This window comes from Alcaligenes parafaecalis, assembly GCF_026344135.1.
GTDB classification, from domain to species: Bacteria; Pseudomonadota; Gammaproteobacteria; order Burkholderiales; family Burkholderiaceae_B; genus Alcaligenes; species Alcaligenes parafaecalis.
Genome location: NZ_JAPKNA010000003.1, coordinates 487,684 through 500,691, shown reverse-complemented (window position 1 = coordinate 500,691; position 13,008 = coordinate 487,684). Strand labels below are relative to the sequence as shown.

Annotated in this window: 14 protein-coding genes; 2 read left to right on the top strand and 12 right to left on the bottom strand. The window is 56.8% G+C overall.

Translation table 11 applies throughout. The features are described 5' to 3' along the window. Positions 1 to 39 precede the first annotated feature (39 nt). Together OSH09_RS12810 and OSH09_RS12805 are read left to right on the top strand one after the other, a co-directional pair. A complete protein-coding gene (locus OSH09_RS12810; RefSeq protein ID WP_207873693.1) occupies positions 40 to 312 on the top strand; it encodes an oxidative damage protection protein in 273 nt (90 codons plus the stop codon). 497 nt (positions 313 to 809) lie between these two features. Continuing rightward, the gene (locus OSH09_RS12805; RefSeq protein ID WP_266121170.1) at positions 810 to 2,096 is read left to right on the top strand and encodes an EAL domain-containing protein; all 1,287 of its coding nucleotides are present in this window, start codon (positions 810 to 812) and stop codon (positions 2,094 to 2,096) included. A gap of 111 nt (positions 2,097 to 2,207) precedes the next feature. Here the strand turns inward: OSH09_RS12805 and phoU are convergent, their stop codons facing one another. The 12 genes from phoU to alr form a co-directional block, all read right to left on the bottom strand. After that, positions 2,208 to 2,942, bottom strand: coding sequence for a phosphate signaling complex protein PhoU (phoU, locus tag OSH09_RS12800; RefSeq protein WP_266121169.1), 735 nt, complete (start codon positions 2,940 to 2,942; stop codon positions 2,208 to 2,210). An 87-nt stretch (positions 2,943 to 3,029) separates the two neighbouring features. Then, positions 3,030 to 3,713, bottom strand: a complete 684-nt coding sequence (gene rpiA / locus OSH09_RS12795) for a ribose-5-phosphate isomerase RpiA (protein ID WP_207873690.1) — start codon at positions 3,711 to 3,713, stop codon at positions 3,030 to 3,032. A gap of 40 nt (positions 3,714 to 3,753) precedes the next feature. Beyond that, complete coding sequence (locus OSH09_RS12790) at positions 3,754 to 4,098, bottom strand: Spx/MgsR family RNA polymerase-binding regulatory protein (protein WP_376912350.1); 345 nt, start codon at positions 4,096 to 4,098, stop codon at positions 3,754 to 3,756. Positions 4,099 to 4,125: 27 nt separating this feature from the next. Further along, positions 4,126 to 4,932, bottom strand: a complete 807-nt coding sequence (locus OSH09_RS12785) for an ABC transporter permease subunit (RefSeq protein WP_266121168.1) — start codon at positions 4,930 to 4,932, stop codon at positions 4,126 to 4,128. Further along, positions 4,929 to 5,849, bottom strand: coding sequence for an ABC transporter permease subunit (locus OSH09_RS12780; RefSeq protein ID WP_266121167.1), 921 nt, complete (start codon positions 5,847 to 5,849; stop codon positions 4,929 to 4,931). Before OSH09_RS12780 ends, OSH09_RS12785 begins: the two co-directional genes overlap by 4 nt. After that, positions 5,846 to 6,976 carry an ABC transporter ATP-binding protein gene (locus OSH09_RS12775; RefSeq protein WP_207873687.1) on the bottom strand — a complete coding sequence of 377 codons (1,131 nt, stop codon included), beginning with the start codon at positions 6,974 to 6,976 and terminating at the stop codon, positions 5,846 to 5,848. The genes OSH09_RS12780 and OSH09_RS12775 overlap by 4 nt, the downstream gene beginning before the upstream one ends. Positions 6,977 to 6,982: 6 nt before the next feature. Further along, positions 6,983 to 8,089, bottom strand: a complete 1,107-nt coding sequence (locus OSH09_RS12770) for a polyamine ABC transporter substrate-binding protein (protein WP_060185758.1) — start codon at positions 8,087 to 8,089, stop codon at positions 6,983 to 6,985. A 77-nt stretch (positions 8,090 to 8,166) separates the two neighbouring features. Further along, complete coding sequence (locus OSH09_RS12765; RefSeq protein ID WP_222667417.1) at positions 8,167 to 8,886, bottom strand: 3-deoxy-D-manno-octulosonic acid kinase; 720 nt, start codon at positions 8,884 to 8,886, stop codon at positions 8,167 to 8,169. A gap of 9 nt (positions 8,887 to 8,895) precedes the next feature. Further along, positions 8,896 to 9,675 (bottom strand): sulfite exporter TauE/SafE family protein, encoded by a 780-nt coding sequence (locus OSH09_RS12760; RefSeq protein WP_266121166.1) that lies wholly within the window; start codon positions 9,673 to 9,675, stop codon positions 8,896 to 8,898. A gap of 5 nt (positions 9,676 to 9,680) precedes the next feature. Beyond that, on the bottom strand, positions 9,681 to 11,066 hold the full coding sequence (gene radA, locus OSH09_RS12755) for a DNA repair protein RadA (protein WP_222667419.1): 1,386 nt from the start codon (positions 11,064 to 11,066) through the stop codon (positions 9,681 to 9,683). A gap of 9 nt (positions 11,067 to 11,075) precedes the next feature. Further along, a complete protein-coding gene (locus tag OSH09_RS12750) occupies positions 11,076 to 11,792 on the bottom strand; it encodes an SDR family oxidoreductase (protein WP_207873683.1) in 717 nt (238 codons plus the stop codon). Between the two features lie 18 nt (positions 11,793 to 11,810). Continuing rightward, complete coding sequence (gene alr, locus OSH09_RS12745; protein ID WP_222667421.1) at positions 11,811 to 12,941, bottom strand: alanine racemase; 1,131 nt, start codon at positions 12,939 to 12,941, stop codon at positions 11,811 to 11,813. Positions 12,942 to 13,008 lie beyond the last annotated feature (67 nt).

Sequence of the window (13,008 nt, the reverse complement as noted above, 5' to 3'; positions counted from 1 at the left end):
AATACGCCCATCCAAGAATTTGATTGAAAAGGAACACATATGGCACGCATGATTCACTGTGTGAAGCTGAAACAGGAAGCCGAGGGCCTGGAGTTTCCACCCTACCCCGGTGAACTGGGCACCAAAATCTGGCACTCGATCTCCAAACAAGCCTGGGCCAACTGGATGGATGTGCAAACCCGTCTGGTTAATGAAAACCGCCTGAACCTGGCTGACGCCCGTGCCCGCTCGTATTTGAAAGAACAGATGGAACAGTATCTGTTTGAAGACAAGGATGTAGAGGCTGACGGCTTTACCGCTCCCAGCGCCTAAGCCCCCTTCCAGGTCAAACACCTGAACCCCTGAGCATGGCCTCCATACTCAGGGGTTTCTTTATTCCAGCGCTTTTTTTCAGCCCCCTTTCAGCATCGCCACCTTCACGGCAAGCGCCACTCAATACGTAAACAAATGAAACGCATCACGATACTTTCGTTTCCGACTGGTCAAAAATCAAAAGAAATGAGTATTTTCTACAGTTATTCCCACTCCTAAGGCACAAAATCACGGCTGGCTTGATGGACGCGTGGGGTGCCCAGGCAAGGGGTGGAGCGCCGTACAAACACAGGAATAACGCTGGTCGGGACATACCCTTCCAGAATGCAGCCGCCATACCCTGGTCTATCCCTACGCCGACCCAATACTGGCTGAGCTACCCAATGGCCGGACGGGCTTTATCTCGAAGCCCTGTCTGAGCAACCCGGTACGCCCCCATTACCGTGTCCCTGTACAGCGCAGCCGCTTACTTGCTTTACCCACAGGAAAAGAAGTTCATGTGCCGCCTAGACCTACCCGAGATTGATCAGTACTCGACCCACTTACGCCTGTGGCTGGTCAATCTCAGCTACTTACAGGCTTTGTATGGGTCCGAGTTTCATGCTTTTGTGCTGAATACGGTGCAACAAAGGCTGCTGGACTGCGGGCTAAGCGCAGACGAGATCTTTATTCAGGGGGATTTTGTCCTGATTGCCTTGAAGCACTTGGGTAAACAGAGCCGCTTCCAGCGCACCCATCCCAATGCCTTGGCCCAATTGCTGGGCGCAGCGCTGGAATGCGACCCCATCACTCAGGATGAAAACCGTATCTATCTGCATACCCAGATGGCTTACCACTACGACAGCCGTCAGTACGACACGGACCTGCTTCACCCTCCGGCTCCCAACCCCTGCTCTCACAATCATCCGGCGACACTGGCCTCCTGGCACAAGGTTTGGGCCAAGACCTACCGGGACGATATGTGCCTGGCGGTCCGCATGCTGGACGATTTGCAAAACGGTCTGCTGGCTCTGGCCTTTCAGCCGCTCTATCACCTGAGTGACAAGCACAAGAACAAAGACTTTTATGAAGAAGCGCTGATTCGCCACCCCAGCGGGGCCGACTACGCCTTGCCCGAGGCCATTGCCGCCCTGGAGCGATTGGGACTGATTTCCCGCCTCGATCGCAGCGTCTTGGGAAGTGTGGTTGAGCTGTTAAGCACTAAGCCCACGCTTTGCCTGGGCGCCAATCTGTCGGCCGGTTCCTTGCAGGATGATTTGTGGTGGCAAGACCTGTTCAGCTATCTGGATAGCCGTCCCGATGTGGCCCAACGTCTGATTCTGGAAGTCACGGAAACCGGTACGATTGCGCACAAGCCGACAGCACTCCGGCTGATTGCCCAGCTACAAAATTTAGGGGTACGGATTGCCCTGGATGATACGGGCTCGGGCAATAGCACCCTGGCCTTTCTGGCGCAGACTCATGCCGACATCATCAAGATTGATCGCTCTATTTTGCTGCGAGCACGCAGCCCTGGACAGCCTGCGCACTTGCTACGCAACCTGGTGAATGTCTGTGCCGATTACTGCCCATATGTGGTGATTGAAGGCGTAGAGGACGAGGCTGATCTGGAGTTCGTTCGCCAATCTGGCGCGCACGGCGTACAAGGTTTTTTACTGGCCATGCCCACACTGACACCGCCCTGGCTGGATTCGCCTGCGGCAATTACGGTGCACGATGCAGTCGCCGTCCGCACCCAGTTCTACCCTGGGCAAGCACTGCAAGGCTATGGCTTAGGCTTCTGAGACCTCGTCCTGTCCGTCAATCAAAGAGCAGCTACTTTTTCATCGTTCCAAAAGCAAACAAGCCCTGCATAAAATCATGCAGGGCTTGAAGCCAAAAGGCCTGGATCAGAATCAGATTTTTTCGTCGGATTCTGGTTCTGGCAAAGGCTCACCACGTGCAGTGCGTTCGGTGTTCTTCACACCGGTATGACGCACATCGTCACCACGTACCATGTAGATCACACGTTCAGCCATATTCTTGGCGTGGTCACCAATGCGCTCCAGTGCACGGGCGATAAAGATCAGGTCAATGGAGTGCGAGATCGTGCGTGGGTCTTCAATCATGTAAGTGATGATGTGACGCAGCGAACCCTTCCATTCACGATCCACTTCCTTGTCGCTGCGCACAATCTGTGCCGCGTGCACGGCGTCTTGGCGCGCGAAGGCGTCCAGCACATCATTGATCATGCCAGCAACTGAAGAGCTCATGTGACGCAGCTCCACCACAGGCTCGTAGCCAGCGGTGCCTTCGTGCAGACGGCGAGCCATCTTGGCGATGCGCTCTGCCTCGTCCCCGCAGCGTTCCATATCGGTCAGCATTTTGGAGATGGACAGCAACATACGCAGGTCAATGGCGGTAGGTTGATTACGGGCGATCAGGTTGGTGATGCGCTCGTCAATCTCCACTTCCAGGCGGTTGATTTCTTTTTCACGCTCGCGAACCTGGTCAACCAGCGACATATCCCCAGTTTGCAGGGCTTCGGTCGCACTGCGAACCATAGATTCAACAATACCGCCCATCTGCAAGAACAGCGAACGGGTGGCCTCCAGATCGGAGTGAAACTGCTTATTGGTATGTTCGTTCATAGTGGCCTTCTGTAACAGCAAAATGGCTCGCGCCAGCGCTTAATCCGTGGATAGATTAAGCACCGATTATGACAGAGACATTAAAATTCAGAAACCGTCACCAGACAGGGTACGCACACCCTGTTGACCGGCAATCAAAGCCACGCTGGCCGGGGCAATCGCGAACAGACCACAACACACCACACCGGGCATATTGTTGATCTGGGCTTCCAGAGCGGCGGGGTCGGCAATCGACAAACCGGACACGTCCAGAATCAGGCCACCGTTATCGGTCACAAAGCCCGTACGCTCCACCGGATTGCCACCCAAAGCACGCAACTGGCGTGCCACGGCGTTCTTGGCCATGGGGATGACTTCTACGGGCAAAGGGAATGCACCCAGGCGCTCAACCAGCTTGGAGTCGTCCACGATGCACAGGAATTTGTCCGAGACCGAGGCCACGATTTTTTCACGGGTCAGTGCACCGCCACCGCCCTTGGTCATGTTCAGAGCCGCATCGATTTCGTCGGCACCGTCCACATACCAATCCATGCGTTCGATGGTGTTCAGGTCTTGCACTTCAATGCCCAGACTTTGCAGGCGAGCCGTCGAGCGCTCGGAGCTGGAGGCGGCAGCCTTGAAGGCCTGTTTATGTGCGGCCAAGGCATCAATAAACAGATCCACCGTGGAACCCGTACCCACACCCAGAATGGAATCAGGGGTCAGGAAAGGAAGGACGTAGTCAACCGCGGCCTGGGCCACCTGTTGTTTAAGTTCGGACTGTGTGTACATGGCAGATATAAAAGAATCGGGGGGCTTGGCCCCCCTTGGTTTATTTAAGAAAACGAGCGGCAAACTTGCCTTCGTTGAAACCCACGCTAGCCTCGCCCTCAGACGTAATCAGCAAGGGGCGGCGCACCAGCGCTGGAAACTCGGCAATCAAGGCCAACCATTGGGCATCGTCCTGGGGCTCATTACGTTCCGCAGGCAGATTACGCCAGGTCATGGATGCACGGTTGACCAGCTTGGGCCAGCCACCCAGCTCCTGCGCCCATTGTTGCAAGCGGGCTGCGTCCAAGGGATGTTCGCGGTAATCCACAAAGTTCAAGGGCAGACCGTTTTGCTCAAACCAGGCCATCGCCTTTTGGCAGGTGCTGCAATTTTTCAAACCATACATCGTGAACACGGCAATACTCCTTATCAATCAGGCGCGACGCTCGCGGCGTGCCTGCAAACGACTGGCAACCACCACAAAAATACCGATCACCAGAATAAGCAGGGTTGCCAAAGCGTTGATCTCGGGCTTGAGGCCCAAGCGTACGCGCGAAAACACTTCCACCGGCAAAGTGGTAAAGCCCGGACCGGACAGGAAGGAGGCAATCACCACATCGTCCAGCGACAGGGTAAAGGCCAACAACCAGGCCGCCATCAAGGACGGTACGATCGAAGGCAGGACAACCTGGAAAAACGCTCTCAGGGGAGTCGCGCCCAGATCCAGCGCCGCTTCTTCCTGGGAGCGATCCAGCTCACGCATGCGCGATTGCAGAATCACGGTGGCATAGGCGGTACACAAGACTACATGCCCGACCCAGATCGTGAAAATACCGTTCTGTTCCGGCCAGCCAAACAGGGAGTTCAATTCCACAAACATCAGCAGCAGGGAAATGCCCAACACCACTTCCGGAATGACCAGCGGTGCGCTGACCAAACCAATGTACAGAGCAAAGCCCTTGAAGCGCCCCATGCGGGCCAGCACATACGCGGCCCAGGTACCCAGAATGGTGGCCATAGTGGCGGTCAGCACAGCAATCAGGAAAGAAAGCTTGGCGGCGCTCAGCAAAGCCTTGTCCTGAAAAAGGGACTCGTACCAGCGGAAGGAAAAACCCGACCAGGACGTCATGATGGCCGATTCATTAAATGAAAAGACGATCAGGAACAGAATCGGTATGTATAGAAAACCGAAGCCCACTGTCAGGACGATGGCACGCAGCCAAGGATTAGGCTTGGTCATGAGCGGCCTCCCCGTTGCGCTTCCATTTGTCGCATCTGGCTGTACTGGAAGAAAATCAAAGGAATGATCAACAGCAAGACCATCACGCAAGTCACGGCAGCGGCCATGGGCCAGTCTGCGTTATTGAAGAACTCGGTCCACATGACGCGCCCCATCATCAGGGTATCGGCCCCGCCCAGCATTTCCGGAATCACGTACTCGCCCACTGCCGGGATAAACACCAGCATGGCACCGGCAATCACGCCGGACATGGACATGGGCAAAGTGATATGCCAGAAGGCCGACCAGGGACGGGCGCCCAGATCGTAAGCGGCTTCCAGCATGCGCATATCCAGCTTCACCAGATTGGCGTACAGCGGCAGAATGAAAAACGGCAGATAGGCGTAGATCAAACCGATATAGACAGCCAGGTCGGTGCGGTAGATTTCCAGCGGCGCATCAATAATCCCGATCCATAGCAAGACCTGATTGAGCAGGCCATCACCACGCAAAATGCCTACCCAGGCATAGACGCGCAGCAGCATGGAGGTCCAGAACGGCAGAATCACCGCCAGTAAAAGCAGGCTGCGCACGGCCGGAGAGGACCGCGCAATGTAGTAAGCCACCGGGTAGCCGATCAGGATACAAAAGATCGTGGTGACAGCAGCCATCTTCAGCGAACTGACGTAGGTGGCCAAATACAGATTGTCGCTGAACAGCAGAATATAGCCGCGCAGGTTCAAGACAAAGGAAATGCTTTCCTCGGCAAACTGGGCCAAGGGCGTATACGGCGGCACCCCGAAATCAAGATCGGCAAAACTGATCTTGAACACGAGCAAAAACGGCACCAGCAGAAACAGGATCATCCACAGGAATGTGGGTGCGACCACCAGCGTGCGACTGGTGGGCAGCAGTTTGCGCCAGGACAGGTTCTTCATGTGCTCAGTACCGTTGCGCTGTCGTCGGACCAGGACACGTAGACTTCTTCGTCCACGCCGGGAGCATCTGGCTGGGCCAAAGTGCCACTAGGCATTTGCGCTTCGATCAGCATGCCCGCATCCAGACGAATCTGGTAGCGGGTGTAGCTGCCCATCCAGGACACGTGGGTCACAATGCCGTGGCCCCAGTTGGTGTCTTCGGAAGGCAACTCACGACTCACCTTGATCTGCTCGGGACGGACAGACACATACACGTCCATGCCCAGCGGTTCGCTGATTCCGTGGCTGACATACAAGGGTCGGCTTAATTCTTCGCACTCGATATGAACGTGGTCAGGCTCGTCCACCGTCACCACGCCGGTGAACAGATTGGTGGAACCGATAAAGCCCGCCACAAAGCGCGAGTTCGGGAAGGAATACACGTCGTAAGGCGTACCGGACTGGATGATCTGCCCGTCTGACATCACGGCCAGTCGGCTGGCCATGGTCATGGCCTCTTCCTGGTCGTGGGTCACCATGATGCAGGTCACACCCACGCGCTCCAGAATCTTGACTAGTTCAATCTGGGTTTTCTGACGAATCTGCTTGTCCAGGGCGGACATGGGCTCGTCCAGCAAGAGCAGCTTGGGACGTTTGACCAGGCTACGCGCCAGGGCAACACGCTGTTGCTGACCACCCGACAATTGATTGGGCTTGCGGCGTGAGAAACCCGCCATCTGCACCAGATCCAGCGCCTCGAACACGCGCTCGTGGATTTCATTGCGGGGCACGCCTTCCTGCTTCAGGCCAAAGGCCACATTGGCCTCGACCGACATGTGCGGGAACAGCGCATAGGACTGAAACATCATATTGACCGGCCGCCGATAAGGCGGCAGGTCGGTAATGTCCTCGTTATCCAGGTAAATCCGACCGGAAGTCGGCTCTTCAAAACCTGCCAGCATGCGCAGCAAGGTGGACTTGCCACTGCCCGAGCTGCCCAGCAGTGCAAATATTTCGTGACGGGCTACGTCCAGACTGACGGACTGAACAGCCACCGTGTCGCCGAAGATTTTGACAACTTCGTCCACACGTACGAATGCATCCTCGCCGTCCATCCAGGGCGAGGTTCCGGTACGGATATCTTGCATGATGCCTTAACGTCCAGACTTGAGTTCAGCCCACAGGCGCGTTTGCAGACGCTGCACCTTCAATGGCTGTGGTTTGATGACGAACAAAGTCTTGGAGACTTCGGGCGAAGGGTAAATCATGGGGTTATCGGCCACTTCCTTGACCACGAACTCGCGCGCATCTTTATTGGCGTTCGGGTAGAACATGGTGTTGGTAATCGCGGCATGGACTTCCGGCGTTTCAATGTAGTTGATAAAGGCGTGAGCCTCTTTCACATTATTCGCGCTCTTGGGGATGGCCATGGTGTCAAACCAGACCGGCGCCCCGCCTTGCGGAATGTAGTAGTCGATGGCGTATGGCTTTTTCGCCTGACGCGCACGGTCGGCCGAGATCATGACATCGCCGGAGAATCCGTAGACCATGCACAAATCACCCGCAGCCAGCTCGTCGATATAACCGGAAGAGCTGAATTGACGCACGTAAGGACGGATCTGCTTGAGCAGGTCCAGGGCCTCGCGGTAATCAGCTTCATTGCTGCTGTTGGGATCTTTGCCAATGTAGTGCAGCACGGCCGGGAATACCTGGGCGGCTTCGTCCAGGATGGAGATACCACAGCCTTTCAGCTTCTCGGCATTTTCAGGTTTGAACAGCATGTCCCAGTTACCCAGGTCCACCTGCTCACCCATGATTTCTTTGACTTTGGTGACGTTGTAGCCCAAGCCATTGGTGCCGTAGCCCCAGGGAATCAGGTATTCATTACCGGGGTCCACATCGGAGAGCAAGGCCATGATGTCCGGGTCCAGATGGGACCAGTTGGGAATCTGACTCTTATCCAGCTTCTGGAACAAACCACCTTCGATCTGTCGCGCTGCGTAATGCGTGGAGGGAACCACCACGTCATAACCCGATTTACCCGTCAACAACTTGGCTTGCAAGGTGTCGTTATTGTCGTAAACGTCATAACGCACGGTAATGCCCGTGGCTTTCTGAAAGCCGGACAAGGTGTCGGGGGCCGTATATTCAGCCCAGTTATAGACGTTAACAACCTGATTTTGTGCCTGTGCAACAGGCATGATGGCAGCAGCGGCCAGCAGGCCGGCGAGTACCTGTGGTGTGTTCATCCCAAAAGACATCACGAGTCCCCTTCCTATCGAAAGCGAAAAACCCAAAAGGCGAGATGATAAAGCTTTTTTAAAGCCCGTAGTCGTAATTAGCGCTGCGTTTCGTGACGGTAAGCAGAAAACATCTGCTGCCACCACTGATCGCCCTGCGGCCCACACACTTTGAGCAAAGATCGTCTGAGACGTTGCACATTCCCCAGCGCCTGGGCGGGGCTGACTGGCCCCTGTCGTGCACGGTCAAAATCGATCAGCCAGACTTTGTCATTCGCATCCAGCAAAATATTGTAGGCGTTAAGGTCAGCGTGCCAAACCTCGAATTGGTGCATGCGGACAATCTCGCGCGCGACCGCTTCGGGGGAGGCACGATCCAGGCACAGAGTCAAAGGCTGCACATTGGGCACCCGCTGGCTTATCAGGGCCGCATGGTACCAAAAACCCTGCCGCCACCACGCGCCCGCCAGCACTTTAGGCACCGCCAAACCCTTGTTGTGCAAATAAGACATCACCTGAAATTCTCGCCAACTGCGAGTACGGGAGGCACCTTGCCACAGATAGGTGGACTCATTAAAGCGAGCCACCAGCCCCCCACGGCGGTAATGACGCAATACCGCTTGCCCGAATGGCCCGTTCACAAACCAGGCAGCCTGACGACCGCCCTGCCCGACTTTACTGGCCTGATCGCCGTAGGAAGCTGCATCAAACCACGCTTGCAGAGCCTGGGGTGCCAAGTCCAGTTGATTGGCCAGCTCCGGCGCTAACAAAGTGCCGCCACCGGGCAAGGCGTAAACAGTTTCGGGCGTCGCGTTCACAGCAGCTCCTTAGGCACGGGCCAGCAACAAAGCCATGATCAGTACCAGCATGCAGGCAAAAATAAACTTCAGGCGGTTCTCGGGCAAGCGATACGCCAGACGTACCCCGAAAGGCACCAGCATCAGGCTGCCTATTGCCATCGGTATCCCGACCTGCCAGGTAGCCTGACCATGGAAGGCGTAGGTCGCCAAAGCGACCAGAGTGCCAGGAATGATCATGGACAAGGCCAGGCCTTGTGCTCCCGTTTGGCTGTAACCCATGCGACTGGTCAAGAAGGGCACCACCAGGACAGCACCACCCACCCCAAATACGCCCCCGGCCAAACCGGCCATCATGCCAACAGCAATGTACCAAGCCTGTCCGAAGGATTCGGGGTCTGGGCGTGGGCGTGTACTACTACGCAGTCGGCGGGAAAAGCCCAGACTTTGGTCGAAATAGTACAGGGCAATCGCCATTACAAACACGGAATAGATACGGCGCAGCAAGACTGCGTCCATACCCAATGCCAGACGCGCCCCCAACCAGGTAAAGATGATGGAGGAGATCGCCCCCAGCGCGGCCCGCCGAAAATCAATATGGTTGCGGCGATGGTACTGGCGCACGGTCAACAAGACAGCGGGCACCACCATAATCAAGGCCGTGCCTTGAGCCGTTTGCTGGTCCATACCCAGAATCAGCCCCAGCAACGGAATCGCCAACAAGCCACCGCCAATTCCCAGGACGCCCCCGGCATAGCCAATAAGCGCGCCTCCCAGCAAACAGGCCAGGATCAATTCAATACTTGTCATGGCGATTACAGGTTGCGCAGACGCTCGACCGCGTCTTCGACCCGGTCTACCGCCCAGATTTCCAGGCCTTCAACGGGCTGACGCGGAGCATTGCTTTTAGGAATCAGAGCAATACTGAAACCCAGCTTGGCCGCTTCGCGCAAACGCTCCTGCCCACGCGGGGCCGGACGTATTTCACCGGCCAGGCCAATTTCACCGAATACCACCAAGCCTCGCGGCAAGGGACGATTATTCAGGGAAGACAAAATAGCCAGCAAAACAGCCAAGTCGGCGGCTGGCTCGGTAATTTTTACGCCACCGACGGCGTTCACAAATACGTCCTGGTCATAGGTGACCACGCCAGCATGGCGGTGCATCACCGCCAGCAACATGGCCAGCCGTGAGCTTTCCAGCCCCACAGACAGGCGCCGGGGATTCGGGACATGTGCGGTATCCACCAGGGCCTGAATTTCCACCAGCAAGGGCCGTGTGCCCTCCTGTGTCGCCATCACGCAGGAACCGGCCACCGATTGGGAATGCTGCGACAGAAACAGAGCCGAAGGATTGCTAACCCCCTTCAAACCCTTTTCCGTCATGGCGAACACGCCCAGTTCGTTCACAGCGCCAAAACGGTTCTTGAACGCGCGCACCATACGGAAGGACGAATGCGTATCGCCCTCAAAATACAGCACCGTATCCACGATATGCTCCAGCACTCGTGGCCCGGCCAGCGTCCCATCTTTAGTGACGTGACCGATAAAGATCATGGATGTGCCGCTTTGCTTGGCCAAACGGGTAAGCTGGGCCGCACACTCGCGCACCTGCGATACCGAGCCCGGTGCAGCACTGAGCTGATCCGAATACAGAGTTTGAATCGAGTCGATCACCACCACACTGGGTTGATGCGACTGCAAGGCCTGAGTGATGGACTCCAGGCGAATTTCGGCCAGCAAGTCCACGCCTTCAGTAGGCACGCCCAGACGACGGGCACGCAAGGCAACCTGCTCGGCGGATTCCTCACCCGTCACGTACAACACTTTGGTTTGCTGGGCCAAGGCCGCCATCGCCTGCAGCAGCAGCGTGGACTTGCCAACACCGGGATCGCCCCCAATCAGGATGACGCCCCCTTCCACCAGGCCACCGCCCAACACACGGTCGAACTCGCCTATGCCAGTCGGCACACGCGGCAATTCCCGCGCCTGTACATCAGACAAGCTTTGGACCGGACTAGACCCGGCCAGAGACGCAAAGCGGTGGGCACTTGCCGAAGCCGGGGCCTCCACCGTTTCCTGCAAACTGTTCCACGCCCCGCAGGCCGGGCACTTGCCCGCCCATTTGGGTGTATCTGCCCCGCACTCTGTGCAAACAAATACAACTTTGGCCTTACGGGCCGCACGAGTACTGGTGGCCATAATGTTTCCTTAGCGTCCGGCCAAACTGCCGCCGCCATCTACGCCCAGATTCTGGCCGGTGATATACGCAGCTTCATCGCTGAGCAAAAAAGTGACAGCAGCGGCGACTTCCGCGGCCTGCCCAAAACGTCCCAAAGGAATGGAAGACAAGCTGCGCTGCTCGGCCTCGCTACCAACGGGGTGATTGGCACGGAACATTTCGGTTTCGATCGGACCAGGAGAGACCGCATTGACGGTAATGCCATAAGGTGCCAGTTCCAGCGCCCAGGTGCGGGTACAACCCAGCAAGGCACTTTTGGCGGCGGCATAGCTGGTGCGGTCGGAACCGCCGTGCACCACACGACTGCAAATATTGACGATACGGCCTTCCTTGCGCGCTTTCATCGAAGGGATGAAGGCCTGGGCCACTTGCACCGCCACCCTCACATTCAGGTCAAACACCTGGTAAAGATTACCCAGGTCCACCTGGCCGATAGGCTCGGGGGCGACGACACCGACGTTATTCACGACAGCATCCACGGGATACTTTTCACGGATGACACGCAGCATTTCTTCGGTCTCGCCTGCATTGCTCAAATCGCAGGAATACAGATAACCGGGGAAATCAATATTCTCCGTGTGACGGGCCAGACCCACAACGTGGGCCCCGGCATCGGCCAGCCTTTGGCTGATTGCCCAGCCGATTCCTTTGGTAGCGCCGGTAATTAATACACATTTATTTTTCATGGCTATGCCTTGGTGGTGTTAATCCTGGATGATGCGCGGCACACGGGGTGCCACCGCACAAATCAATTCGTAGCCCAGGGTTCCCGCTGCTGCAGCAACCTCATCCACACTGGGCCCGCCTTGACCGAACAACACCGCCTGACTGCCTACTCCGGCGGCGGGCACCGGGGTCAGGTCTACTGCCAACATGTCCATGGAGACACGACCGAGCAAACGGGTACGTACACCGTTGACGGTAATGGGGGTGCCGGTTCCCGCATGACGCGGGTAACCATCGGCATAGCCGCAAGCCACCACGCCGATGCGCATGGCCTGCTCGGCAATATAGGTGTGGCCGTAACCAATGCCCTCGCCCTGCTTGACGCCGCGCACGCTGATCAGCTCAGCGGCCAGGGTCATGCCCGGCTGCAGGCCAAAATCATCGGCACTGCTCTCTGCAAAGGGGGAGCTGCCGTACAGACAGATACCGGGACGTACCCAGTGATCCGGGCCCGAGGGCATGTACGCACCCAGATCGGGGCTCAAGGTCGCGGCAGAGTTGCACACACTGACCGGGCCGGGCAAACCATCGGTAATCCGGTTAAAGCAGCGAATCTGCTCCAGCGTGGCGTCGATATTGTCATCCGCGCGCGCAAAGTGCGTCATGCGACCGACCGTACCCAGCTTGCCCGCTTTTTGCAGACGCTGGGCGCGCTCGAAGGCAGCGGGGTAATCATCCACGCTGAAACCCAGGCGGTTCATGCCGCTATTGAGCTTGACCATGGCGTTCAAGGCTACCCCGCCTTTCCACTGCTCCAGCATCTTGAGCTGCTCGTGGCAATGGATAACAGTGGTCAGACCAAACTCGGCCAGCACCTCTAAATCCTCTGGCTGGAAAAAACCTTCCAGCAGCATGATAGGGCCGGTCCAGCCCGCAGCGCGACAGCGAATGGCCTCTTTCAAATCCAGCATCGCCATGCCTTCGGCGGCACTGAAAGCACGCACGGCATTTTCGATGTCATGACCGTAAGCATTGGCCTTCATGACGGCCCAGATATGGGGCCGTTTCACGCCAGATGGAGCCGTGGCGTTATTCAGGCTCTGAATAACCATATCGAGATTGTGACGCAGTGACGCAATATGAATGGTGGCCGAGATAGGACGTGGCATGGTTCTCCCCGAAGCAATACGAAAGTCTAAACCAGCCCTAGTGGAAACGAAAGCCGTATACTGGCGG

What these genes read in the sequence shown, in the direction of transcription:
- OSH09_RS12810 (WP_207873693.1), top strand. Translation starts at nt 40, where the DNA reads ATGGCACGCATGATTCACTGTGTGAAGCTGAAACAGGAAGCCGAGGGC.
- OSH09_RS12805 (WP_266121170.1), top strand. Translation starts at nt 810, where the DNA reads ATGTGCCGCCTAGACCTACCCGAGATTGATCAGTACTCGACCCACTTA.
- phoU (WP_266121169.1), bottom strand. Translation starts at nt 2,942, where the DNA reads ATGAACGAACATACCAATAAGCAGTTTCACTCCGATCTGGAGGCCACC.
- rpiA (WP_207873690.1), bottom strand. Translation starts at nt 3,713, where the DNA reads ATGTACACACAGTCCGAACTTAAACAACAGGTGGCCCAGGCCGCGGTT.
- OSH09_RS12790 (WP_376912350.1), bottom strand. Translation starts at nt 4,098, where the DNA reads ATGTATGGTTTGAAAAATTGCAGCACCTGCCAAAAGGCGATGGCCTGG.
- OSH09_RS12785 (WP_266121168.1), bottom strand. Translation starts at nt 4,932, where the DNA reads ATGACCAAGCCTAATCCTTGGCTGCGTGCCATCGTCCTGACAGTGGGC.
- OSH09_RS12780 (WP_266121167.1), bottom strand. Translation starts at nt 5,849, where the DNA reads ATGAAGAACCTGTCCTGGCGCAAACTGCTGCCCACCAGTCGCACGCTG.
- OSH09_RS12775 (WP_207873687.1), bottom strand. Translation starts at nt 6,976, where the DNA reads ATGCAAGATATCCGTACCGGAACCTCGCCCTGGATGGACGGCGAGGAT.
- OSH09_RS12770 (WP_060185758.1), bottom strand. Translation starts at nt 8,089, where the DNA reads ATGTCTTTTGGGATGAACACACCACAGGTACTCGCCGGCCTGCTGGCC.
- OSH09_RS12760 (WP_266121166.1), bottom strand. Translation starts at nt 9,675, where the DNA reads ATGACAAGTATTGAATTGATCCTGGCCTGTTTGCTGGGAGGCGCGCTT.
- radA (WP_222667419.1), bottom strand. Translation starts at nt 11,066, where the DNA reads ATGGCCACCAGTACTCGTGCGGCCCGTAAGGCCAAAGTTGTATTTGTT.
- OSH09_RS12750 (WP_207873683.1), bottom strand. Translation starts at nt 11,792, where the DNA reads ATGAAAAATAAATGTGTATTAATTACCGGCGCTACCAAAGGAATCGGC.
- alr (WP_222667421.1), bottom strand. Translation starts at nt 12,941, where the DNA reads ATGCCACGTCCTATCTCGGCCACCATTCATATTGCGTCACTGCGTCAC.